We start from the raw sequence: 24998 nt of genomic DNA, 5'->3' as shown, positions 1-24998 counted from the left end.
GGAATTGTACTGATTTGCTGTACATCTGTATACTCTATATAATACCGATTATGTCAATACTATTCTACCTCAGCTAAACCTCATCCATCATCCACAACAATATACGTCACCTCCACAGGGCCATGCACACCGACAATCAAATTCATTTCAATATCTGCACTGTTGCTTGGACCTGTTACGAAACTGATACATGACGCAACCTCATAACCTGCTTCATTTGCATTGTGGATCTGTTTTGTTACTTGTGTCATTCTTGGCACAATTGTACTTTTCGGGATAATGGCAATGTAGTTTCGCGGCATCAGACTGATTGAGCGGCCGTTATATTTATTGTTAAATAACGTGACGGTCCCGGATTCTGCCAGGGTAATATCGCTGAACGTAATACCGACATCCGCACGCTCGGCAAATATTTGATTTTCTTTCCCCTTTGTTTCGTCCCATAAATGAACCTCACGTCCATTGTCCTGTAAATTTTGATAAAAATTATCCAAATCATATTCGGCATTGCGTGAATCACTGGATGCGACAATTGCTTTTGCTCGATAGCCCTCAATGACCTCATTTAAAACTGCTGTAAGACCATACCGATCCGTCCGTTTAAAATCTGTATGAATGACCTCACATTGTTTTTCCAGAACATCAAGGAGTTCATCCTGTGACAAGCCGGCTAACACGTCGTATTGAGGACTCACGCTCCACTCCGGGCGTTCAACTTCCTTCGTTCTGCGAGGACGATGCAAGTTGGCTGTCACGTTATTCAAAAAGGCTTCCCTGTTCATGATTGTCATTGGGATTCGCCTCCTTTTTGCCGTTCCTTAAACCATGCGCGGAAAGTCTGCCTGGCCGGTGCCGGAAAGTCGCGGTTAGCTGTCCAGCCTTTGAGCGGACCCGGCCCGTTCTCTAACGCCTCATCTTTCGTCCACGGTTTCATGGCAGAACGCGCCACAGCTGTACTCATTTTATACGCCGCCGGACTCGACCCCCATTTGGCAAAACCTTTCATCGCCAATTGTTCCGATTTTGGTGACATTCTTTCCTGCTCGACAATAATTTCACGATGCCGGATCAACTGCTCATGAAGCGGGATTTTAACAGGACAAACTTCAGTGCAGGCCCCGCACAATGATGAAGCATATGGGAGTTCTTTGTGATCTTCATAACCGTCCAAAAGTGGTGTCAGCACAGCACCAATCGGACCCGGGTAAACGGAGCCATACGCATGCCCACCAACATGACGATAAACCGGACAGACATTAATACATGCAGCGCAGCGGATACAATGCAGGGCCGATTGAAATTCCGTACCCAAAATATTTGAACGGCCATTATCAACAATCACGAGATGGTAATCTTCAGGGCCATCCGTTTCACCTTCCAGACGTGTTCCGGTAATTGATGTGACATAACTTGTTAAATCCTGACCGACAGCTGCGCGTGTCAAAAGACTCACCAGGATATCCAATTCCTCATAAGTCGGGACAACCCGCTCCATCCCCATAACCGAAATTTGTGTATCCGGAATTGACGTGACCATTCGGGCATTGCCTTCATTGGTAACAAACGTGACGGCACCGGACTCTGCCACCGCAAAGTTGCAGCCGGTTATCCCGACATCAGCCGACAGGAATTCCTCCCTTAATTGCTCCCGAGCGAAACTTGCCAGTTCTTCCGGTTTTTCCGATTGATCATACCCTTTCTTTTCGGTAAATGTGTCCCTTACCTGTTCTTTATTTTTATGAACAGCCGGTGCGACAATATGGGATGGCGGATCTTCATCCAACTGCAAAATCCATTCGCCCCAGGTCGGATTCAACAACATCGGCATCAACTTCCTCCAGTGTTTCGTTCATGCCAATTTCCTCGGTTACCATCGATTTTGATTTCACAACTTTTTTCGCATTCTTGTCCTTGATAACGTTTTGAATATAGTCATTCGCCTCTTCAGCTGTTTGTGCGAAAAAGACTTTTCCGCCGCGTTTCGATACGTTATCACTCAACAGCTGCAAGTAATAATCAATATTTTCGATCGTATGTGTGCGGATTTCTTCCCCGAGCGTACGCCAGTCTTCCCAATTACCAAGCTTATCAGCCTGCTTTTCTTTGCCGCTTCTGAACCGCCCCTGGGCAGAAGCAACCGCTTGACGCATAAAATCGTTCTCCACGCCTTCCTGAACGCGTTCTTCATATTGCATGTCACCAAGTCTAATACTCACCTGTTCTCCCCTCCATTTCGCTTGTTAATGCTATTCGGAAATCGCCCTTAATGCTGATTCAAAATCCCGGTTATATGTGCCACCTTAACGTTTTTACCTTCGCGCTTCATTCGTCCGCCTATATTAAGCAGACAGCCCATGTCGCCGCTAACCAAATATTCAGCGCCCGTTTCAGCGACATGTGCCGATTTTTCTTTCACCATCTCCCCTGAAATCACGGAATTTTTAACAGCAAATGTCCCGCCAAAACCACAGCAATCCTCTTTTATCGGAAGTTCAACCAGTTCAGCGCCTTCCACATGCCTCAATAGTGTCATAGGTGCTTCTTTAACGCCCAAGATCCGCATCATATGGCACGAAGGATGATAGGTTATTTTGCCTTTAAAGGTTGAACCAACATCAACAACCCCCAAAACGTCAACCAGAAATTGCGTGAGCTCAAATGATTTCGCTGCAAGTTTTTCCGCTTCCTCTTTCCAGACCAGATCATTTTTAAATATTTCCGGGTATTCCTTCAGCATGCCAACACACGAACCCGAAGGCCCAACAACATAATCGGAAAACTGAAACGCCTTCATCATTTGTTTCATAGATTCCTTGGCATCCGTTAAATAACCGCTGTTATATGCCGGTTGGCCACAGCATGTCTGTGCTTCCGGAAAATCAACTTCACACCCGACCCGTTCCAAAATTTCCACCGTATCCTTGCCGACATCCGTGGAAAACATGTCGCATAAGCAGGTTATGAATAGGGAAACTTTCAAATTGATCCCTCCTCGTAATTTCAAAATAGTATTTGAAACTCTCCAGCTATTTCCATCAATAATTAAAAACACCTGATTCTTCTCGAAAGTCACTCGCGTTTTGTTTCATCAACTTCCAACTTAAATATATCCTTCCTGGCGTAATGCCCCACAGGATCGAAGTCAAATTGCGCTTCCGGAAAGACAATGACTTTTGCCTCGTTTTCCCCTGCTTCTTTTATTAAACGAATGGCCTTATCAACGCCCTTATCTTTATCCATCATTTCCGAACCTGCTTGGATAACAGCGGCAGTATACTGTTTGATCATTTCCAATTGTTTCGCCCTCCTGATAGCGCCCTTTCAAGTTTATACAAGAGCATTCATAATACCATTTTAATTGTTTCTCAATAATTTGCAAATATCAGACACCTTTTAAAAAAATACCTCAACCACGCCCCCTTTTCTGAAAAACTTTCGATTGTAGTTATAGGAAGGGGGGGCACTAATACAATCGAATCCGGACAAGAGAAAGGGGGGCGTTGGCAATATAATTTGACACATTGCCCAGCCACATCCCCCGTGGAAAGCTGTTATTCCAACGTTTACCCTCTGTCACGTTTCTCAATTTGTCTCAATCTGACTAATTTGTCCAATTGTGATTCGCAATCAATCAATACGATATATTGCAAGAAATAAAAATGAAAGGAGTTTTTTGATGAAACTTTATTTAGATCCGGGACATGGCGGTTCAGATTCCGGTGCACAGGGAAATGGCTTAAATGAAAAGGATATAAATCTGGATATTGCGCTTAGAATACGAGACATTTTAACCAATGAATACAGTAATGCTGATGTGCGAATGAGCCGTACAGATGACAGTACCAAAAGTCTGACTCAGCGGACAAATGAAGCAAATTCCTGGGGAGCGGACTATTATTTGTCCATTCATTGCAATGCGTTTAATGGTTCTGCACAAGGGTATGAAGATTATATCCACAGCAGTTTATCCGATTCATCGACAACAGCGGGTTATCAGGATACGATGCATGCGGAAATTGTTAATGTCAATCAGCTCAGAAACCGCGGACAGAAAAAAGCAAACTTTCACGTATTAAGGGAAACAACGATGTCAGCGCTCTTAACAGAAAATGGCTTTATCGATAACGCAAATGATGCTGATTTAATGGGAGATCCATCATGGCGGCAAACGGTAGCACGGGGGCACGTGAATGGATTGGCAAAAGCTTTCAATCTAGAGGAAAAAGACAACTCCGGAACACTGTATAAGGTCATAGCAGGTTCGTTCCAGTCAAAAGAAAATGCGGAAAACCGGGAAGATCACCTGCAATCAAATGGCATTGACGCCTATATTATGATGGTCAACATTTCCGGAGAAGAGTGGTATCGCGTTCAAGCCGGGGCCTTTTCCGATTGGCAGAATGCGGCAGCACATTTGCAGGAAGTGAAGGACGCCGGTGTCAGTGATGCTTATATTACACGTGAAGACAGCTGAATCCAGGCTGGGACACAGGGTCAGACCCCGCGTCCCAGCACATGCCAGTCAACCGGTGTACGACCTGCTTCTTTTAAAAATTGATTGGCACGTGAAAAGGGCTGGCTGCCAAAAAATCCTTTATGTGCGGAAAATGGGCTCGGGTGAGGCGATTTAATAATCAGATGCTGACGTTCCTTAATGAATGCCTCTTTTGCCTGGGCATGCCGTCCCCAAAGGATGAAAACAACCGGGTCCTGTTTGGCATTCACTTGACGGATGACTTCGTTGGTAAAATACTCCCACCCTTTTCCTCTGTGGGACGTCGGCTGACCTGCACTTACGGTCAAAACCGTATTTAACAGAAGAACGCCTTGCTTGGCCCAATCGGTCAGACAGCCGTGATTTGGAATGTCAATCCCGAGATCATCATTGAGTTCTTTATAAATATTTTTTAAAGATGGTGGTATCGAGACGTGCGGCTGAACCGAAAAACTTAAACCATGCGCCTGATTCGGACCATGGTATGGGTCCTGTCCAAGAATCACTACTTTCGTATTTTCATAGTCTGTATAATGCAGTGCGTTGAAAATATCATGCATATCCGGATAAACCGTTTGGCTGCCATACTCCTGTTTTAAAAATGAACGCAGCTTCAGATAATAATCTTTTTTAAATTCACTTTCCATTATCGGTGCCCAATCATTCGTTAATATCGCCACAATTTCAGCTCCCAAATCCAGTAGAATCATTTATAAATTATCATATCACGTCACCTGCAGAACTGAAAATTACTTTGGTTAAAATGGATGTAGACACGATTTTTTCAATGAGCCTAAGAAAAACTCGGCTGCCGCCTCGTCTTTTCAGAGGTCAGAGGCCGGAAATCAGATTGGAAGAAATCGGCGAACCAGCCGATTTCAAGAATGAGGTCTTCACCTAAAATGTTATACTTTCTGACCTTATAAATAAGGGCTTGAGCCGTATGCCCAAGCCCTCAGCTTATTGCAGGATATTCCGTACTGATTCTAATACACCTTTTATCAGCGACGGCCGCTGATCTTGTTCATCCCTTTCGTTTTGGGGGTCATCGTTTTCTGATTGCTCCCCATCACCTTCAGCTTCACTTAGTTCCTTGTCTTTGCTGGCTTCATTTTTTTCTTCAGTTGTTTTATCATCATTAACGGCATTATCCTGTTGCTCCTCAGATTCTACTTCCGATTCCTCTTGAGACGTATCTTCATCACTTTCTTCAGTTGCATTTTCATTATTATCGCCATTGTCACTTTCGGCGGAGCCATTATCCTCTTGCTTCTCAGATTCTTCTTCCGATTCCTCCTGGGATGTATCTTCATCGTTGGTATTGGAGGATTCATTGCCTGTATCATCATCGGTCTCCTCCACCGGAACAAAGGTGAGATTTTCCATTATGATGTCATAATGATCTTCAGCCAAGTCTGCCTGTGATTTTTGTATAACTTTCTTCAGGTCGCCAAGTGAACTGATAATCGTTTCTTTTCTCTCTCGCAATGCACTTTCTTTCTCTTCTAATGCATCTGCTGTCTCACGAGCGGCCTCAAGGTCATTATTCAATCCTTCCAGGTTCTCTTTTGTCGTTTCGATTTGTTCAGATTGATCAGTCACAGATTCTTGATTGGAATCATTGTTTTCTTCGTTTCCATCGGATTCAGAAGCATTTTCATTAGACGATTCGGCCGTTTCCTCATCGCCTTCTCCATTATTTTCATCTCTATCTTGCAATGCAGCAAACTTTTCTGCTTGTTCTGCTGTTTCATTGTTTTCCATTTCAGCTTTTTCTTCTTCTATTGCTGCTAATGTCTCTTCTTTTTCGTTAATGCTCTCCTCTAATTCATTCATAGCTGTCAATGCGTCATTCAGCGTCGTGAAGAATTTAGAACTAATATCATCTAAAGCTTGATGTTTTTCTTCGGCTTTTGCCGTTAAGTTGACCAATGGGTTTTCGTCATTGTTTGCTTCGGCGGATTTTTCCTGATTGGCAGCGGATTCTTCGTCAGCCTCATTTTCAGATTGATTGTCGTCTGCGTTTTCACCTTCAGATTGTGGTTCATCCGCAGATGTGCCTTCATCAGCATTTCGGTTATTTTCGCCCTCTTCCTCATTATCACTTTCGTCGTTTTCCTGGTCTTCTTCCGGATCACCCAAAAGTTCCGCAATCTCCTCAATTACATTCGCCAGTTCTTCAACATGCTCTTCATCTTGAATCTGATCATAAGTATCACCGGCCTGCTGCAACAGATTCTCGATCTCATCCAGCTTCTCCCGGTCGTCTTCCAATCCTTCTAAAATCTCTTCCAGGGCCATCTCTTGTTCTTCCATTTTTTCCATCATGGTCTGGACTTCATCTCCATCTGTGGACGGTGCCTGATCAGTCAAATTGTCACATTCCGCTTCAAAGCATGTTTCGATTTGTGCTTCCGGCAAAGAAATATCCTCAACAACCTGGTGGTCAACTTCCATTTCGACACCTGTCATGCAAGGCGGGGCCAAACCACATAGTCCATCAAAATGCGGAGGACCCCCATCCAGTGTTTCTGTTTCCAGATTTGTCACTTCAACCGGACCCGGTGATGTGATTTGAATGACGAGCGGATCGCGTTCATCACCTGTTTCAAGACGTTTCGTGATCGTTAACCCCTCAATCGTTCCTTCTGTTATACTGATTTGACCAACAAGTGCACCCGCAAGATCCATTTGTCCTTCCACTTTATCGGATTCAATGATGAAACCGCCGTTATTTCCTCCTTCTTCCGGTTCATCCGATTCCCCGGATTCTTCCTCTGACGCATCAGTCTCTCCATCAGGTTTCTCAGAGTCTTCACGCGATTCCTCAGCGTTTTGCGGCTCTTCCACATTGTCTTCCTCTTCCGCTGGTTCCTCAGCATAAACACTTGTTTTTCCTGCTGGAGACAGGATAAGACCGGCTGTCAGGATGAAAACTAGGCAAAGGTAAATCACCTTATTCCATTGTCGCTTATTTTTCATATGAATTCTCCTCGTATCAAACTTGCAAAACCTGTACCGGGAAATTAACTTTGGGCTGTACTGGCTGTTTCCTCTTCCACCACTTGTTTTTGATGTTTATTTGGCTTTTTCTTGCTGCGTTTATCATGATCAAGCGTAACCTCTTCTTTTTCCCAGCCAATGAGGAGTGAACCGCCAATAATACCCATGATTGTTCCGACAATAAAGCCGCCCAGCGCTCCCATCACCGAAAGGACGGATAAAAATATCGTTATGACACCAAATACAGTCGAGAACTGTGGGTAAATATAGCCCAAAATGCCAATAATCAGAGTTAATCCCCCAAATATAAAACCGATAAACACAAAACTTCCAGGGATAAACGCAATGGCATATAAGTGCAAAGGAATATATAAAATCAACAGGCTTGCCAGGAGGGTCAATGTTGCCCCCCAAAACGGCCGTTTATTCCGCCATTTTTTAAATTTATTGCCCTCGGCAACTTTTGTGTATTTGCGCTGCCATTTTTCATCCTTTTTCTGCTGTCTTCTTAAAGCCCTCGCTTCTTTTTTATCCAAAAGGCTCCCTCCTCAAGGATTAGTTCCCGTCATCCGTTATCAATGGCTCATCGATCATTTCAGTTGAGATTTTAGCTTCTTCAAGACTGACAACTTCCTGGAACAAATAATCCGTTACCAATGTCGCATCTGTAATGGTGATCGTGTCCGCATTTTGTGACCAATTTTCGCTGAAGTCATCCGTATTTTGTTGCTCGATGGCCAAGTTGTCAAAGCTCAAGTTAGCATCAATAAACCTGGCATCCTGGATAAGTCCGCTAATATTCGTTTTGCCATCTGCTTCGATGTGGAATCGTACCCATTGCTCTGTTCCCGGAATCTGTAAATCTTTGAAAATATGCAGGTTGTCGATTTCCACTTCGTCTATGACGTTACGTACCATTGGCTCGGCATCCGATTCCCCGGTCTCACCCATCTGCGGCATCAGTTGAAATCCTTCACCATTCAGTTCGTCAAACTCGACATAAAAATCACCGATTCCGCCCAATGGCAGTGCATATGCAGTACCGGTAAAGCCAAAAGCTGATACCAGCCCTCCAAGTGCCAAAAATCCGGATAATAAAGCAACTAAAATTTTCTTCCTACCCGTACGTCCAACGACGACATGATTTTCGTTTTTCAAGTCTCTCACCTCGAATTAATTTATTGGACTTTCCTTTATTCTTCTATAGGTCTCCTTCTTTTCCTGACTAAAAGAATCACACCACCAATCATCATAAGAGCTGTGCCGATAACGATTGGCAAAAATAAATGACTCGCTGTTTCCGGAAGAAGTCCGCTCCCGTTGCTGTCGTTGTCCGATGAACCGGCTGCTATACTATCATCCGATTGATTGTCAGCGCTTACACCTTCTATATATTCCGGTTCACTGATGTGTTCAAGCGAAATCTCGGCCCCATTTAATGCAACCATATTTTGAAATAAATAATCGGTTACAATTTTGGCGTCCGTGATTGTTACTGTCTCGGCATCATGACTCCAATTATTCTGAAAGACTTCTTCCGGCGTCATCCCGGATGTATTCGTTTGCAAAATAGCCATATCATCAAACTTCAGATTGGCATCAATGAAACGGGCGTCCTGGATCAGCCCATCTATTTCTGTCGGTTCACTCGCTGTAATATTAACACGGACCCAGCCTCCCGTTGGCATTCTTAAATCTTTATAAATATGCAGATTTTCAATGGTTGCCTGATCCATCTGATTGCGGACGAGTGGTGCTTCATCGGCATTACCTGTTTCGCCGATATGCGGGTTTAGTTCAAATCCTTCACCTTCCAAACTGTCGAACTCGACGTAGAAGTCGCCCATCCCCCCTAACGGCACAGCAAAAGCTGTTCCGGTAAACCCCATCGTTGCAAGCAAAATGCCAAAAAGCGTAAAACTGCTCATTACTGTGATTAAGAACTTTTTTTTGACCGTTGTTCCAATGGTTATTTCCGTTTTATCCAACCGTGTTTCCCCCCTTTGCATGAGCGTGGAAAAGCAAGATCAATTATATGAAAATTCCATAAATATGAGTCTATTATAAATAACACCATATCAAATTCATACCCGACAATTATAGGTATTTTATATCCAGTTTTTGTAACCAGGCGTGAGATTTATCATTGTCGGGAACCGAATAAATTCGTATAGTTTTTGCCTCCCTCAAAACCTCGTCGTTAACAGTTTCCATTAAACTAAGTGAACAGGACCGGGCATTCTCCCTGAATAATGGCCCTGTCCCTATGTGTCATAATAAATACCTTTACACACGTTCTAGTTATTTTGAATCATAGTCTTTCGGCTGCCGATTTTTTTCGGATAATGATGATTGCACCCCCAAAAATAGTCATTATAGCTCCAATCAGGATGAACAGCGGATTGTTTGTGGCTGTGTCCGGTAACTCCCCTCCACTTTCTGTTGTTGCGTCAGACAACTTTTCATGATTCTTTACAACGCCTTTTGAGTCATCATCAGAACCGGAAAAACCTTTTTCTTCATTTTCGCCAGCAACCGGAACGTCATCTTCTTTGTCCTTATCCGTCACGGCAAACACACCATAAGTTGAAAAATGTGCTGTTTCGATCGTGATGGTTCCAGCTTTCTCGTCCACAATGCCGTTTTGTTTTTCCCACTTACCTGACGCTTCGTTGTAATAATAAATAGCCACCTCGTCAGCTGTATATTTTTCTAAATTATAGTCCAAAGTGAGTTCAAACGTTTGTCCATTGTCAGACAAATGATCGAAGTCAAAATGAAATACACTTCCCGCAGGTTCCAGGCCCTCGTTTTCTGATACATAATCTTCATCATTTGCATTTGTAACGGTCAGCATGGTGTCTTCCCGCAGATTGGAAGGAAGTGACAGGGACGTGTTCGTTCCATCAACAATGACCGCTTCACCTCCCTGTACAGCTGTTTCTTCACCCGGTGTAACTTTTACATGACCATCATCCCCAGGTTCTTCGGGATCGGGTGCTGCTTTTTGTACAGCATCCTCGAACACATCCTGCACATCGTCGACCTCGGCATAACCAGCGCTAGGACGATTGTCCAACACGGTTTTGGCTACGCTTGATTTATGGTCATCGGAAAGCTTGTTGTATCGATTGAGGTCCAACCCGAGATCGTCATTTTCAAGTGCGTCCTGCATATCCTCAGCTTGACTTGCTTCATTGACTTGATCCATTGGCGTCGGTTCAGAATCTATTAGATCGTTTACAGTTTCATCCAGAACAGTTTGAACTGCCGCAGTAGATTCATAACCATCTTCCGGTCTTTGATCCAATACGGCTTCGGCTACTGCCATTTGATTATCTTCATTCAGTTCATGGAACAGGTTCAAATCAAGTCCAAGATTTTCATTTTCCAGGGCTGATTGCATCGTTTCAACGTCTTCCGCCTCGATTACGTTATCAATCGGTATTGGGATATGTTCCATGAAGGCGTCTGCAATTGCTTGATAACCTTGTTCGTTTGGATGTATGTCCGGGTTTGGTAAATAGTCTTCATACTTCCCGTCAAAAAAGTCGATAGTTGGGACATAAAATGCATCATTCGCATTTGCTGTGTTTTCAATGCTCACATTCAACATATCATCCAGTACAATCTCGATGATTCCTTGCATATCATCATCCATATAATGCAGAGCATTGTAATACCCCATCACATAAACCGGTGCATCAGGGTTGATGTCCCCTATTTTTTCAAGGATAATATTTAGATTGGCTTCCACCTGCTCCAGTACTGCACTTACATCATCAATAACGCCCGGATTCAAATCTTCAAGATCCATCGCGCCCAATAAGTCATTCGCACCGATGCCGATCGTGACCATATCCGCATTAGCCAAGTGCTCCATAATATTTTGATCATTGCTCAGCATCTGACTTAATACATCCTCGGTCGTAAAACCACCTATTCCGCCATTGATTAATTCGATCTGATATGCCGATCCCGCTTCAATTTCTTGCTCGATAAAATCCGGGTACCCTTTACCAATATTGTAATCCGGTGGTACGGAGTCATTTAAAAAACCTGCTGTCAGGGAATCTCCAAGCGCCACATATGTATATGAATGTTCATCGCTGCCGGCCGCAAATGACTGAATTGGTGAAAAGGTAAAAATGAATAAAAGCAGCAGTAAAGAATAAAGAAATACATTCTTCATTAATTTCAAAAAAACACCTCCAGATATGCTTTTTTATAATGATGAGACTATAAGTAAAAGGAGACACAAGTGCCTGAATTATGGCCATGTGTCTCCATCTAAGTTGTTAAATTCAATCCAAATCCAGGAGATCGCCTTTCTGGATAAATTCTGCCTCCACAATGTACCGGTCAGGTGCACTGCCGATGAATTGGAACGGGTAGCATGTCGACAATGTTAATGTCGGATCGTCTTTTTCAACGATGACACTCCGATCTTCTGCTTCGGTAATCCATGTTTTATTGACCCTGTACTCGTAGTCCTGATCACCGTATCGGACATAAAGGGAATCACCATCTTCCAAATCACCAACAGGCTGGAATACACTGTCCCGATGCCCGGATAACACCGTATGTCCTCCCATATCAGGTGTTGTCGTCAACTGGCTGTCATACATACCCACTCCTTTGGCAAGTGCCTCATCTCCGGTTCCCCAGAAAACATCAAACGACAGGTCAATGGACGGCATGACAAGCTTTGCGATTTCATCACCATCATGGTAGCTGGCTTGTGCGATATATTGCGTATTCCATGTCTGATCCGCTTCAGACGATTTGTCTTCTTCATGCGAGTTATTTTCGTCATTGGATACCGGCGTCTTCACGACATTCCCATCGAGTTCTGACACTGACTGCATACCACTCCAATGTTGATAGCCAAACCAACCAACCATTATAGCACCCGTCACCATCAAGACGATCCCCAGCTTTTTCATATAGATATCACCTTATGCCATTATTTTTTTGCGAATGAAGACAAGGGCGCCGCCAGCGATTGCCATCAAGGAACCAATCAGCATAAGCAGTGAATTGTTGGTAGCCGTATCAGGCAATGCACCACCATCTCCATTATCTCCATTTGTACCGGTGGCCGACTCATCGGACTGTTCATCTGAATCGTCACTCTTGGCGTCATTACCTTCTTCACAGTCGCAATCTTCACCTGATTCACCTTGTGGTCCTTGTTCGCCTTCTGGACCTTGCAAACTGGCTACAAGTTCCCATTCGCCTGATTCTTGTTTAATGTAGACGTCACCACTGGCAGTATCAAGATAAAGGTCACCGTTTACGCCCTGTTCAGAAGCTGGTTCGCCTTCACCGGTCAGCCATGTAGATCCGTCTTGGCCATCTTGACCGTCCTCGCCGTCTTTGCCGTCTTCACCTTGCAGAGTGCCTTGATGCTCCCAGCCATCAGACGATTTGACATAAAAGTCACCAGTATTCTCATTCAAATACAGATCACCTTCACTGCCTGCATCAGAAGCAGGCTCGCCTTCACCGGTCAACCATGCAGATCCATCTTGACCATCTTCACCGTCCTGGCCGTCCTCACCGTCTTCACTATCTTGGCCATCTTCACCTTGAAGATTGCCCCGATGCTCCCAGCCATCAGATGATTTGACATAAAAGTCACCGGTATTCTCATCCAGATACAGATCACCTTCACTGCCTGAATCAACAGCAGGCTCGCCTTCACCGGTCAGCCAAGTTACGCCGTCTTGGCCCTCTTCGCCTGTCAGATTGCCTCTAAGCTCCCAATCATCGGATGTTTTCTTATAGAAGTCACCTGTTATCTCATCCAGATAGAGATCTCCTTCATTACCTTGATCTGACTGAGGTGCTCCCTCGCCCGTAAACCAAGTACCGCTTGGAATTCCAGGTTCCTCTGGGTCTTCACTAATCTCATTCACCGCATTATCTAAGGCGTCCTGAATATCACTTGGAAGAGGATACCCTTCATCATCTTCAGGGCGGTTCTCTAAAGCAAGTGCAGCTACTTCTGCTTTGTCGTCTTCGGACAGTGCATTATAGTCATCTAGGTTCAGTCCAAGATCTTCGTTTTCCAAGGCAGTTTGCATTGCCTCAGCGCTGTCTGCATTATTTACAGCATTAAATGCTCTATACTCATCGAGCCAATCTCCAAATGGAGGCAGAAACTTGCCATTCGCATTATTTACGGCTTTTTGAACACTAACATCATAATCATCATCACCGTTTTCTGCATACCCTGCTGCATACCCTTCTTCTGGGCGATTCTCTAATATCCATTCACCTGCTTTTGTTTTCTGATAAGTGGTATAATCATCGACAGCTGTAAGGTTTAAGCCGAGAGTTTCGTTTTCCAAGGCATTCCACAGAGCATCGACACTGTCTGCGTCATTTACTGATTGAAGCGCTTCCTCAGCAGGATCATCGGGTTCCACAACATTAACTGTACGTGTTACTTCTTCTGCATTATTACCAGCTGAATCAGTTGCATTATAAGTAACATCATATGTGCCAGGTGTAGATGTGTCTACTTCATCACTATCGATGTCAGCTTCTAAATCCTCATCTACATTATCTGTTACAGTTGCTCCTGGCTCTTCATATGCTTCCCCAACTTCAAGTTTCATTGGGTTGTCGCCGTTTAATGTGATCTCCGGTGCTTCTGTATCCTCTTCCTCAGGTTCCACGACTGTTACTATACGCTCAGCCGTTGTTTCATTCCCAGCTTCATCTGATACGCTATATGTTACAGTGTATTCGCCAGGAGTTGAAGTATCCACTTCACCGGTAATATCAATAGCATCCGTTAAATCGCCATCGACATTATCCTCAGCCGTTGCACCTGGTTCTTCGTATGCTTCCCCAACTTCCAATTCCACTGGGTTGTCACCGTTTAATGTGATTACCGGTGCTTCTGTGTCTTCAGATTCTTCGATTGGAATTGCATTTAACACAAGATCTTGTCCTTCAACAGGAGTGCACGTAACATCTACAGTCGTCCCTGAAGCAGAGATACCAGTTACGATTGTTCCTGCTGTAACCACAGCATCACCAGATTCACCAGCAGTTAAATCAACATTAATTCCGCCTTCACCCGGAACTCTAAATTCAACTTCTTGTTGCTCTTCACCTATTTCGATTGGACCGAATGGTAATGGTTCTTCAATAAAAGATGGAACCACCCGACAATGGTTAGGTTCATCCTTCACTTGAAGGCGTGTACATTCTGGAACATACACAAATCCCATACATCAACCAACCTGGATTCAGTTTACATTTTTTTCACGCTTGTCCCAATTCATAGAATTATAGGAATATTTAGGTCATATTTCCGTCAACCCGACATTTGTATGTGTATGATAGATACCGGCAGCTTAGTTAAATATCCGCCAAATGCAATATAGCGTCTTACCGGTAAAAGTCGTCGAATTGAAATGGCGTTTACCTCTAAATGCCCTTAGTCTAAAATAACCCACTTTTCCCATTTAAATCATAAACACCGAGAAAAAGAAATAATCATAAAGTATACGAGTCCCGCCTAGACCGGACACTCCATTTACAAAACCTGACTTTAGGATTGAATTTACTTACTAAACAAATTATAATGAATATACACACATGAATGAATATACATTCATTTTCTTAAAATTTATCAACCTTCTTATTAATTTAATCGGAATAAAAGGGTTTATTCACTTCATTTGTCGGATAGAAAATCAAAGCAGGACTTTTAACCCTTTTGTCGAAATGGATATTAACCGTTAATGCGGGACATTAGCAAAATATGACTTCTCGCAGTTTCTCAGTATATTTGAATGATTGTCTATATATCACAAAACTACCCTTAAAAAGAGGTGTTCGTCATGACGCTGTCACTGACGCATCAAATGGATTCGGTATTTAATCATGGCCTTCACGTGATTCAAAAACATGAAAAACCTGTTTTGCGGGAGTGGAAGGAACTCCTTTCACACATGCAAAAAACAAATAGACATTCCATCAAAAATATGGAACGAGTCATCAATTTCTTTACAGACTACTTCTTTCATCCTCAGGACAATTTCAACAATGGGAAAATGGCTTCACCGCCTGCCCAGCCGGTGGTATCACTTGACATCAATCAATCGATTATTACCTTGCTGGAAAATGCAGTACATAAAGTCGTCCAAACGACAACCACTAAATCTTATACGGACCATCAGTCAATTTAGTTCGTTTTCGACAAAATTGGTGAGCGGATTTTGACACATCCGCATCATAATCATTTTACCATCGATACGTTTTTACAGGATCTCGTATCTTCCAATCAGCTGCCGATTGAATGGACAGCAATTGCCATTAAAAGAGGTGAGTCTTTTACAATCGAAAAATGGTTTAACCACCTGAATCAGGACTTATTGCTTGGCAATGATTTTTTGAAAGCGAATACAATTTTTGGATTATCCGAACTGCTTTTACGACAGATGGAACAGAACAACAGAAAGGAATATCAGGTACTTCCGATTCCCCATGCTGATTCGACATTGCTCGTATGTATCGATAACAAGGACACATCCCACATCATACCGTTTATTACGTATGCACTGCAGCTTTTTCAGGATGGACATGATATGGTGAAAGTTGCACGGCAGGAGCAGGAATGGAAAGATTCTGTGATCCTCTTCAATGAAATGATTATGCGATCACGGACATACCAGGAGGCTGTCGAAAATATCACGGCCGGGTTTGTTAACTATTTACCGTTCGATCGCTGTGCGCTTTTTTCCTACTCAATGAATGACCAGATGGGTTTTGGGCTTTACGGCCATCGTCTCGATAATGAAGCGATCCAGAATATTACCGAGGATATCAGCAACCTGCCGATCATCCAAAATAACCTGGACTTTTTGAACCTTTTCGGAAAGAATATGAGTTATTTGCAGCCGATTTACATCAAAGATGCAGCGATCGGTTTTCCCGATCAATATGTAAATCAATTTGAATTGCGTACGGTTGTGATTGCTCCGATATTCACATCATCGGATAATAAATTGCTCGGTGCGGCCATCCTTGACCAAGGACCGGACAATCAATTCAAATTGGCGCAGGAAACCTATTCTGCCTTAATCCGTTTTGGGCAGAGTGCCGGAGAATTGTTGTCCAAATACACATCGGATAAAATCGAACAACAAAAAACAGATACTGTGCACTTATCGCCAAGGGAAATTGACGTCCTCAAGCTAATGGCAGAGGGCGCATCAACAAATGAAGCTGCCGAAAATCTCCATTTGAGCGAGTATACCGTCCGCGATTACGTGTCTGCCATTATGCAAAAAATGAAAGCTCGCAACCGGACAGAGGCAGTTGCCAGGGCTATCCGGGAGGGTATGATATAAGAAATACCCTTTGATAGCCGAATATCGCTGGTTTTAGAAGGCAATGCCCCTTATGGTTTTGACCGGAAGTCTGACGGACCACAAAGGAGCACGTCTGTTCAGATGACGCATGCTCCTTGTTTTTTGCCAGCGAGAAGCCGCAAACGACGATATTATGAATAATGAGAAATGATTCTGCTGTTGTTTTATCCATCCCCGGCCGTTACAGTCTCTTTTCGGTCATCCACAAAGTCCTCACCATAGGTCTCTTCAATCAACTCTCTGTACTTTTCTTTAATGACATTCAGCCTGAGCGATAATTTCGGGGTCAGTTCCCCGTCATCAACCGTCCATTCCTTACCGGCAATGACCACCTTTTTCGGTTTTTCAAAGCTGGCAACCCCCTCGCTATGCTGTTCCACCCTACGTTCAATCAATTCTTTAACATGATGATAACGGCAGATTTCTTCAGTTGAATCCGTCTCAATTCCCTGTCGTTTGGCCCAGGGGATAAGGTTTTCGAAATCCGGATTCACAAGGCAGATCACATATTTTTGTTTTTCACCGAATATAACCGCATTACTAATATACATACTCTCACTGATTGCATTTTCAATCGGCTGCGGCGCAACGTTCTTTCCGGTTGATAATACAAGAAGACGCTTTTTGCGGTCAATGATTTTTAAATAGCCTTCCTCGTCAAGACGCCCGATGTCGCCCGTCTTGAACCAGTCCCCGTCAAAATCCTTTTCTGTTGCTTCCGGATTCTTGTAATAGCCCTTCATAATACTCGGCCCGCGGACAAGTACTTCACCGTCATCAGCCGTTTTGACATCGAGGTTGGGCAATACTCTTCCGACGGTTCCGGCTTTGGCGTGGGTCATTGGATTGGTTGTAACGACCGGCGAAGTCTCCGTCAAACCGTATCCTTCCAGAAGCGGGAGATCAATCGCCCAGAAAAACCGTGCCAATTCAGGATTGAGTGTTCCACCGCCGGATACCATTCCGCGCAGTCTGCCGCCAAGTTTTTCCTTTACCTTTTGAAATACAAGGCGGTCGGCCCACTTCCATTTGCGGAATAAATCTTTCGGCATGGCGGTTTGCTTGATCATTTCATCCGTCCTTGCATTGAGGTAATGCTCATAACGTTCTTCACCGACGGATACCGCCCATTTGAAAATCTTTTGCTTTATCGCTGTTCCCTGATTGATTTCATCCCAGACCATGGCATACACTTTTTCAAAAAGCCTTGGGACACTTGTTAAGACTGTCGGCCGGACTTCAACCAGGTTTTCTTGTATCGTATTAATGCTTTCCGCGTAAGCAATCGTAGTTCCGACAGACAACGGCATATAATGACCTGCCATCCGTTCAAATACGTGGGAAAGCGGCAGGTATGATAAAGTTAAATCATCAGGCAGCAACTCGATCAGCCAAAACTGTACCGCTTCCACGTTGGAAAGAAAATTGCCGTGTGTCAGCATAACGCCTTTTGGATTTCCCGTTGTGCCGGACGTATGGATAATCGTGGCCAGCTGATCGCGACCGAATGCACGCCATGTATCTTCCCAATCCTCGAGTGGATGTTCTTTACCCATGGCTTCCAGTTCGGAAAATGAAAAGTTCTCCTCCGCTCTTTCTTGACTTTCACCGGGATACATCATAACAATTGCTTCTAGCTCGGCATCGCCGGCCTTTACTTTTTCATACTGCTCTTTGTCTTCAACTACCGCCACCCGAACATCGCCGTTTTTCAGTGTATAGGCAACCTGATCAGCCGGAAGCGTTGGGTACACCGGCACACTGACCGCCCCGATGCTTGCCGCGGCAAAGTCGGTCGTCCCCCACATCGGGTTGCTGTTGGATATAATGGCCACTTTATCGCCCATACCAATTCCAAGCTGAGCCAAACCTGATGCTGCACAGAATATCTTTTCCCAAAATTCCACGTACGTCATGTGCTGATACGTGCCCTTTTCCTTCCACATAAACACATTTTTATCCGGAAACCGCTCCACCGTCCGATGAAGCATTTCCACAAGATTATTCGGTTTCATCAGAAAACCTCCCGAATCGTTCATATCTCATCATTCGCTTATCCCCAGCCTTTCATTTTTCATTGGTGCTTTCCTCCTTTTTAGTTCTCAATCCTAAAACGAAAACGAATTAAGCACCGTCTGCAGTTTCAGCACCAGCCCCATGTTGCCTTTAATTTTAAGTTTGCCGCCCATAAAGGCTGATGTCGGATTCAAGGTACCGCCAACCATATTACGGAAATCATCCGTACTAATTTCCAGCGTGCACTGCGGATCTGCTTTCGCCCCTTCAACCGCACGCGGACCCTCTTCATCGATGATTATCTGAAATGTGCCGCGGTCATCTCCCTGCAAATTGAACTGATACACACCCTCCTTCCCCTCCGTTGCTGATGGACCATACTTGAGCGCTGCATCAATCATCTCAAACACTTCAACTGAATTGGGCTTAACAACATCCGCCATGAAAATCCCTCCTACATTTTAAAAACTGCTTGATTCATTTCCAAAGCGTACGGCTGCCCGGTGCTACAGGCATTCGATAATCGTTGCTGTCGCCATTCCAAAGCCGATGCACATAACTTGCAGCCCGTACTTGCCGCCGGTATCTTCCAATCCGTGGAGCAAGGTGGTCGTAAGTCGTGCTCCGCTCGCGCCAAGCGGGTGTCCGAGCGCAATTGCCCCGCCACGTGGGTTCACTTTTGCCATGTCAGGTTCAAGCTCTTTTTCCCATGCTTTTACGACTGAGGCAAAAGCTTCATTGATTTCGATGCTGTCGATATCATCCAGCTTCAGTCCTGCTTTTTTAAGTACTTTCCGCGTGGCCGGAATAACCCCAGTGAGCATCATAACCGGATCTTCACCGACAACGCTTCGGGCAGTTACCCGGGCACGCGGCTTTACTCCCAGTTCCTCCGCTTTTTCCCGGGACATGAGGAGAAGCCCTGCTGACCCGTCGCTCATCTGACTGGAATTGCCCGCGGTAACCACCCCATCATCCGGCTGAAAAGAAGGTGTAAGGCCTGCCAGTTTTTCCATGGATGTATTCCGGCGTATCCCTTCATCATGCTGGAATGTTTCATCGTTTATGGTAACGGGTAAAATTTCCCTGTCGAACCTGCCATTATCAGCTGCTTCAGCTGCACGTTGGTGGCTTTCCAAAGAAAACGCATCCAGCTCTTCGCGTTCAAGATTCCATTTATCGGCAATCATTTCCGCAGAGAATCCCTGAGGCACAATGTTGTAGCGATCCACTACATCATCGCTGAAACTGCCCATGTCACTTCCCATCGGCACCCGCGTCATATTTTCCACCCCGCAGGCAATCGCAATATCCATGTCACCCGCAAGTATCGCCTGTGAAGCATTATGGAGCGCCTGCTGACTGGATCCGCACATCCGGTTCAGGGAAAATGCAGGGACTTCTACAGGAAAACCGGCTCCAAGAACGGCCATTCGCCCAATATTTCCACCCTGTTCGTCAGTCATCGTTACATTACCTGTTACAACATCTTCAATGGCTTCCGGCTCAATGTTGTTTCGTTCAACAAGCGCTTTCAAAACCGGTGTCAGTATATCAACTGGATGCGTACCCGCAAAAGCGCCTTTCCGTTTTCCTGTTGCTGTCCGTACCGCATCAACTATAACGACTTCAGACATCGTTGTTCCTCCTTTCTTCTAAAAAGTAAATAATTCGATACCACCCGTGACGTTAAGGCCGACACCGGTAATGTACTTGGCCTTGTCGGATACGAGAAACGTAATCGCATTGGCAATATCTTCGGGCTCGCCCGGTTGCTTAAAAGCCGTTCGCTCCTTCATCCGCTCATTCATTTTGGCGTTACCCATGTTGAAAGCTTCCGTCCCGATGATGCCCGGTACAATCGCATTGACATTAATTCCGTGCCGTGCACCTTCCAGCGCCATACTTTTTGTGAAACTGAGAATACCGCCTTTTGTCGCTGAATAGCTCGCCTGGCCAAAACCGCCCAATGTTCCGGCGACCGACGACATATTGATAATCCGCCCGTCACCCTGTTCTTTCATGTACGGCCAGACCGCCTTTGTACAATTGTAAGTGCCGCTCAGGTTGACGTTCAGGTCCCGGTCCCAGAATTCATCGTTCTGATTTTCCAGTTGCGACACGTGGTCAAGTGTTCCGGCATTGTTGATAAGAATATCAATCTTGCCGAATTCCTTAATCACTTTAGCAAATACGTCACGCACCTGATCGCGGTCGGTCACATCCATTTTTATCGCAAATGACCGACGACCCATATCCTGAATCTCTTTGGCCGTTTTTTCCGCATACATCACATCCGTACTTTGCATCACTTGAGCAATCGGTCCGTATTTTTCCGCCGCCTGTTCATTTTCTTCATCTGATTCGATTAAAATATCGGTAATCACGACATCCGCTCCAGCTTCGGCAAGCGTTAGTGCATCCTGGCGGCCAATGCCCCGGGAAGCCCCGGTCACGACAGCCACTTTTCCTTCCAATAAGTCATTCCATGAAGACATCTTATCCCACCTTTTTTGTAAAGACTATGTTTCTAGTAACCGATGACGATTGCTGTTGTCACTCTGACATACGTCAGCCGTTATGAATCATTCAAAAATTTCGGTTTTTCTTTTTGAAAAAAGGCGGCCAGACCAATTCCCGGTTCGTCGGTTTCGAACGTCTCACTAAAAGCATTGGCTTCAATTTCAAGTCCTTCTGCCAGTGAGCCTTCTGCCGCATTGATCGCCCGTTTGGCCAGCCCCATCGCATGGACGGCCCCTTCCGCCAGCTCCTCGGCAAACGCCGTTGTATTCGCCTCCATATTTTCCGGATCAACTTGCCGGTGGATAAGCCCCACCGCCTCTGCTTCCTCGGCTTTCAGTCGTTTGGCGCCAAAAATCAATTCCACCGCTTTCGCACGGCCCAGGAGCTTGGTCATGCGTTGAGTGCCACCCGCACCTGGAATAAGTCCGAGTGACACTTCCGTCAGACCGATTTTTCCTTTGCCCATGATGCGAAAATCACATGCAAGTGCCAGCTCACAACCACCGCCAAGCGCATAACCGTTAATAGCCGCGATGACCGGTTTTGGCATTTCGGCAAATTTTTGAAAACACGCCTGCATCCGGGCACTTTCCTTGGCTATCATATTGTCGTCATCGCCATGATCAGTGCTCGGTGACATGGCATTTTTTAAATCCAAGCCGGCAACAAACGTTTTTTTATGATTTGAAGCGATTACAACGACACGAACCGATTTGTCCGCTGTCAGCTCATCCGCTGCTGCTTCCAAATCCTGCATAAGTGTTTCATTGATGGCATTTGCCGGCGGATTATCAATCGTCAGCCAGGCAATGCCTTTATTTCGTTTTTCGATTGCTATCGTTTCATAGGGCATGTTGTCTCACCTCTTCTTTTTGTTCAGTTATAATGGGGAATTTTGTTGTGGCTCAGTATCCGGATCAGTCGGTTGCCGATTGATATCGGAAAGCTTTTATAATCGATCGGATGCTTCCGGCAGAACACTTTTGTTATATTCAGCCACATGCAGTCGGTACGGTAACATTCGGCAACCGTGCGCCTGAAAGCCAATTCTTTATACCCTGACGCCGTATGGTGCATATTGCCGGCGTGCTGTGACAAGGTGCTGAACCTCATTCGTCCCTTCAAAAATATCGAACACTTTCACATCACGGTATAACTTTTCAACGATATGTCCGTCCAATCCGATCGGACCGAGAAGTTCCAAGCATTTTGAGCAGACATCCAATGCCATCTGTCCGGCATACGCTTTACACATAGCCGCTTCCTTGGCATTTTCCTGACCGGCATCTGCCTTCCATGCCGCCTCCCACGTCAACAACCGAGCCGCTGTGATATCCTGTTCCGCTTCAGCCAAAATTTCCGAAGCCATATGGAAAAAACGGCCACTTTTCGGGTATTCCGTCCGGACGATATCACATGTATATTCATAGGCGGCCCGGGCTATACCCGATGGCCATGCAGAACGATGGACGCGTGCTGTCACGTTTTCATCGCGACCGAAGCCCGGATGGTTTGGATCCGCCTTGATTTCTTAGAGTTCTTTCCACCGCCAAGCAGATTTTCCTGCGGGACGAAGCAAATTCTCCAAACACGAGTTCCGCCGTTCGTTGGCGCGGAGGCCCATTTTTTTCACAGTTCGGTGCTGTAAATCGGGGTGTTGCCTTTTTCCACGACAAATGGCCCTGTCCGGCTTTTCCGAACCGATGCATCCACCGTGTGGGCGAAACCAACCGACACAAGATGCGCGCGCACCATTCGTGATAATATTTTCTGACCATTCAGCACATACGCCATCCACTTTCTCAGCCGTTGTCCGAACCGCTGACGCATCAGACCCTGCTTCGGGTTCAGTCAGGGCATATTGCGCCCCAGCGGGCTTTATCCGGCGTGAAATTGGATAAAACCGCTCCTTTTGCTCCGGCGTGCGCCTGATGGACGGGTGGGCCACCAAGACCGGCCGGTAAAGATTGTACTGCAGGGTCGCCCAGGCCATTTCCTCGGTAGCTAAAACGCCCATCGGTTCCCCTTCCACGTTTCTTTTTACTTTTTTTGCTGTTTTTAGAACTTCCGCCGCCACCGCCGAACGATGATGGTGTTCAAATGTAATGCCATTTTATTTATCTTTTTCAAGCCAATCGTCCAGGAACCTTTCCAGTTTTGTCAGCCTCCATGGCGATCGGTCGGATTTCATTTGCAGCAAACAATGTGTCATTTTCCCTGATCTGATTTTGCTGTTCGGATAAGTTAGTCGATCATGATGTGACACACTCCCTTTTCCCGGTCAGAATCTGTTCGCCGCGGCGGATGTATTAACAATTCTTTCCGGCCATAACAGGCTGTTTTTGCGCCTGGGCATCAGCATCCAATTTTTTCCTGGAGGGTACTTCCTGAACAAACCGTGACCTCCAGGAAAGCTGAACAGTGAATCCGGTCACATAGCGGACAGACCGGTGCGCCCCCGGTACAATGCTCTTTAGGCTAAACGGAGCCTCGGCCGCTACTCATCAGCCTTTACAGCTGCTTCAGACAAGATGGTCGCAATACGTTTTTCGATCGCCATTTGGGAATACGGAACGAAACACCCTGGAATTTGGCAATCTCTGGTCAAAGGCTTTTCCTCGGGGGTATAGGCTGTAGCATAATCGAGTGCGTTTGCATGAGCCGAACTTCCTTTTGCTTGCTGAAGCAGAATAATCCGAGTACGGGCGTCACGATTCCAGTCTGCCGCTTCCTGACCCGAGCAACATGGTTCTTTCTGAACAAACGTATATGATCAAATGTCAAATCCGGCCGACGCCTGATGCCAAAAAACAAGCCTGACGTCCATCTTCCTCAACTTGCCAATTATCTGTATTTACAAGCCAGAGCCCAGGGCCCAACGGTCCATCTCGTTGTCAATCCGGCTGCTACAAAATACGTGGCAACGGGCCAGGGGGTGATGTTCCGTGCAGGACATATATCCCGGTCTGCCTGCGACGCATTGTCCAGCCGTCCATGGATTATCCGGGGCGGGATCTCGAAATGCTGCGTTTTCAAATTCGGTCTACAGTTTTATAATTCTCTATTATGGGTGTTCAGGTTTAAGGATAAATGACGCTACATCACCGCTCCGGCAGCCTGGACGATGCCAAGGTCCGCCGCTTAATGCGGACATCATCTGCACCTGAGAAATGAGCGGGAGTTCCAACCATCCAATCTTCAGGTAATTCAAGAGCTAAAAATCCCAGTTCAGCTACTTCCTGAATGATTGGCGGTTCAACTTCCCTGTTGGCCTCGCTGGTATTTGCTTCCGGCCGAATTTTTTCCCTTGCCAGTCTACCGGCAACAGCCGAAAATTCTGTTTCTTCTTCAGTTGGATGAAATGAAATCACATATGTACCTCCTTTAGCAGACAAATCTCATGAAAAACTCAGGCCTATCCTCGTCTTTTCAAAGGTCAGAGGCCGGTAGTCAGATTGGACGAAATCGGCGAACTAGCCGATTTCAAGATTCCTCATCTGAAATGTTTACTTTCTGGGCTTTTAAAAAAATTTCCAACTTACGTGACGAAACTGAATAAAATTGTG

General features: G+C 45.3%; 22 protein-coding genes and 1 pseudogene. 3 read left to right on the top strand and 20 right to left on the bottom strand.

Annotated features, from left to right (window positions below):
* Positions 1-80: 80 nt before the first annotated feature.
* The 4 genes and pseudogenes from Len3610_RS03255 to Len3610_RS03240 all read right to left on the bottom strand — a co-directional run bounded on the left by Len3610_RS03255 (position 81) and on the right by Len3610_RS03240 (position 3288).
* Positions 81-791, bottom strand: coding sequence for a LutC/YkgG family protein (locus Len3610_RS03255; protein WP_176446695.1), 711 nt, complete (start codon positions 789-791; stop codon positions 81-83).
* Positions 788-2216 (bottom strand): annotated as a pseudogene (locus Len3610_RS03250) (LutB/LldF family L-lactate oxidation iron-sulfur protein). The gene Len3610_RS03255 and the pseudogene Len3610_RS03250 overlap by 4 nt, the downstream one beginning before the upstream one ends.
* 47 nt (positions 2217-2263) lie before the next feature.
* Positions 2264-2980 carry a (Fe-S)-binding protein gene (locus Len3610_RS03245; RefSeq protein WP_176446694.1) on the bottom strand — a complete coding sequence of 239 codons (717 nt, stop codon included), beginning with the start codon at positions 2978-2980 and terminating at the stop codon, positions 2264-2266.
* A gap of 89 nt (positions 2981-3069) precedes the next feature.
* Entirely contained in the window at positions 3070-3288 is a 219-nt protein-coding gene (locus Len3610_RS03240) for a nitrilase-related carbon-nitrogen hydrolase (protein WP_176449533.1), read from the bottom strand.
* Between the two features lie 388 nt (positions 3289-3676).
* Between Len3610_RS03240 and Len3610_RS03235 the strand changes: the two genes are divergently transcribed.
* Positions 3677-4474, top strand: a complete 798-nt coding sequence (locus Len3610_RS03235; RefSeq protein WP_176446693.1) for an N-acetylmuramoyl-L-alanine amidase — start codon at positions 3677-3679, stop codon at positions 4472-4474.
* 20 nt (positions 4475-4494) lie between these two features.
* Here the strand turns inward: Len3610_RS03235 and Len3610_RS03230 are convergent, their stop codons facing one another.
* From Len3610_RS03230 to Len3610_RS03195, 8 genes are all read right to left on the bottom strand, one after another.
* Complete coding sequence (locus Len3610_RS03230) at positions 4495-5175, bottom strand: uracil-DNA glycosylase (RefSeq protein ID WP_176446692.1); 681 nt, start codon at positions 5173-5175, stop codon at positions 4495-4497.
* 280 nt (positions 5176-5455) lie between these two features.
* On the bottom strand, positions 5456-7477 hold the full coding sequence (locus tag Len3610_RS03225; RefSeq protein WP_176446691.1) for a hypothetical protein: 2022 nt from the start codon (positions 7475-7477) through the stop codon (positions 5456-5458).
* Between the two features lie 44 nt (positions 7478-7521).
* A complete protein-coding gene (locus tag Len3610_RS03220; protein ID WP_255259768.1) occupies positions 7522-8034 on the bottom strand; it encodes a DUF6114 domain-containing protein in 513 nt (170 codons plus the stop codon).
* A gap of 19 nt (positions 8035-8053) precedes the next feature.
* Positions 8054-8656, bottom strand: a complete 603-nt coding sequence (locus Len3610_RS03215; protein WP_176446690.1) for a DUF6230 family protein — start codon at positions 8654-8656, stop codon at positions 8054-8056.
* 35 nt (positions 8657-8691) lie between these two features.
* Positions 8692-9486: a DUF6230 family protein gene (locus Len3610_RS03210; RefSeq protein ID WP_255259767.1), complete on the bottom strand. Its 795-nt coding sequence runs from the start codon at positions 9484-9486 to the stop codon at positions 8692-8694.
* A 323-nt stretch (positions 9487-9809) separates the two neighbouring features.
* Positions 9810-11690 carry a GDSL-type esterase/lipase family protein gene (locus Len3610_RS03205; RefSeq protein ID WP_255259880.1) on the bottom strand — a complete coding sequence of 627 codons (1881 nt, stop codon included), beginning with the start codon at positions 11688-11690 and terminating at the stop codon, positions 9810-9812.
* 112 nt (positions 11691-11802) lie between these two features.
* A complete protein-coding gene (locus tag Len3610_RS03200; protein WP_176446687.1) occupies positions 11803-12444 on the bottom strand; it encodes a class D sortase in 642 nt (213 codons plus the stop codon).
* A gap of 12 nt (positions 12445-12456) precedes the next feature.
* Positions 12457-14745 carry an immunoglobulin-like domain-containing protein gene (locus Len3610_RS03195; protein WP_176446686.1) on the bottom strand — a complete coding sequence of 763 codons (2289 nt, stop codon included), beginning with the start codon at positions 14743-14745 and terminating at the stop codon, positions 12457-12459.
* A 615-nt stretch (positions 14746-15360) separates the two neighbouring features.
* Between Len3610_RS03195 and Len3610_RS03190 the strand changes: the two genes are divergently transcribed.
* On the top strand, positions 15361-15708 hold the full coding sequence (locus Len3610_RS03190) for a hypothetical protein (protein ID WP_176446685.1): 348 nt from the start codon (positions 15361-15363) through the stop codon (positions 15706-15708).
* Between the two features lie 30 nt (positions 15709-15738).
* Positions 15739-16872 carry a response regulator transcription factor gene (locus tag Len3610_RS03185; protein WP_176446684.1) on the top strand — a complete coding sequence of 378 codons (1134 nt, stop codon included), beginning with the start codon at positions 15739-15741 and terminating at the stop codon, positions 16870-16872.
* Positions 16873-17057: 185 nt separating this feature from the next.
* Here Len3610_RS03185 and Len3610_RS03180 read toward each other — a convergent pair whose 3' ends face one another.
* The 8 genes from Len3610_RS03180 to Len3610_RS03150 all read right to left on the bottom strand — a co-directional run bounded on the left by Len3610_RS03180 (position 17058) and on the right by Len3610_RS03150 (position 24803).
* A complete protein-coding gene (locus Len3610_RS03180) occupies positions 17058-18908 on the bottom strand; it encodes an AMP-dependent synthetase/ligase (protein ID WP_176446683.1) in 1851 nt (616 codons plus the stop codon).
* Between the two features lie 93 nt (positions 18909-19001).
* Positions 19002-19352, bottom strand: a complete 351-nt coding sequence (locus Len3610_RS03175) for an SCP2 sterol-binding domain-containing protein (RefSeq protein WP_176446682.1) — start codon at positions 19350-19352, stop codon at positions 19002-19004.
* Positions 19353-19415: 63 nt separating this feature from the next.
* Positions 19416-20546, bottom strand: a complete 1131-nt coding sequence (locus Len3610_RS03170; RefSeq protein ID WP_176446681.1) for a thiolase family protein — start codon at positions 20544-20546, stop codon at positions 19416-19418.
* Between the two features lie 18 nt (positions 20547-20564).
* Positions 20565-21407, bottom strand: coding sequence for an SDR family NAD(P)-dependent oxidoreductase (locus tag Len3610_RS03165; RefSeq protein WP_176446680.1), 843 nt, complete (start codon positions 21405-21407; stop codon positions 20565-20567).
* An 80-nt stretch (positions 21408-21487) separates the two neighbouring features.
* Positions 21488-22285, bottom strand: a complete 798-nt coding sequence (locus Len3610_RS03160) for an enoyl-CoA hydratase/isomerase family protein (RefSeq protein ID WP_176446679.1) — start codon at positions 22283-22285, stop codon at positions 21488-21490.
* Positions 22286-22483: 198 nt separating this feature from the next.
* Entirely contained in the window at positions 22484-22915 is a 432-nt protein-coding gene (locus tag Len3610_RS20535; RefSeq protein WP_255259766.1) for an acyl-CoA dehydrogenase family protein, read from the bottom strand.
* 146 nt (positions 22916-23061) lie between these two features.
* Positions 23062-23262 (bottom strand): hypothetical protein, encoded by a 201-nt coding sequence (locus tag Len3610_RS20530; RefSeq protein ID WP_255259765.1) that lies wholly within the window; start codon positions 23260-23262, stop codon positions 23062-23064.
* 1271 nt (positions 23263-24533) lie between these two features.
* Positions 24534-24803 carry an acyl-CoA dehydrogenase family protein gene (locus Len3610_RS03150; protein ID WP_176446678.1) on the bottom strand — a complete coding sequence of 90 codons (270 nt, stop codon included), beginning with the start codon at positions 24801-24803 and terminating at the stop codon, positions 24534-24536.
* Positions 24804-24998: the final 195 nt, after the last annotated feature.

Origin of the sequence: Lentibacillus sp. CBA3610 (assembly GCF_013373365.1) — a bacterium.
Classification (GTDB): domain Bacteria; phylum Bacillota; class Bacilli; order Bacillales; family Amphibacillaceae; genus Lentibacillus.
This window is presented reverse-complemented; position numbering and strand designations above follow the sequence as displayed.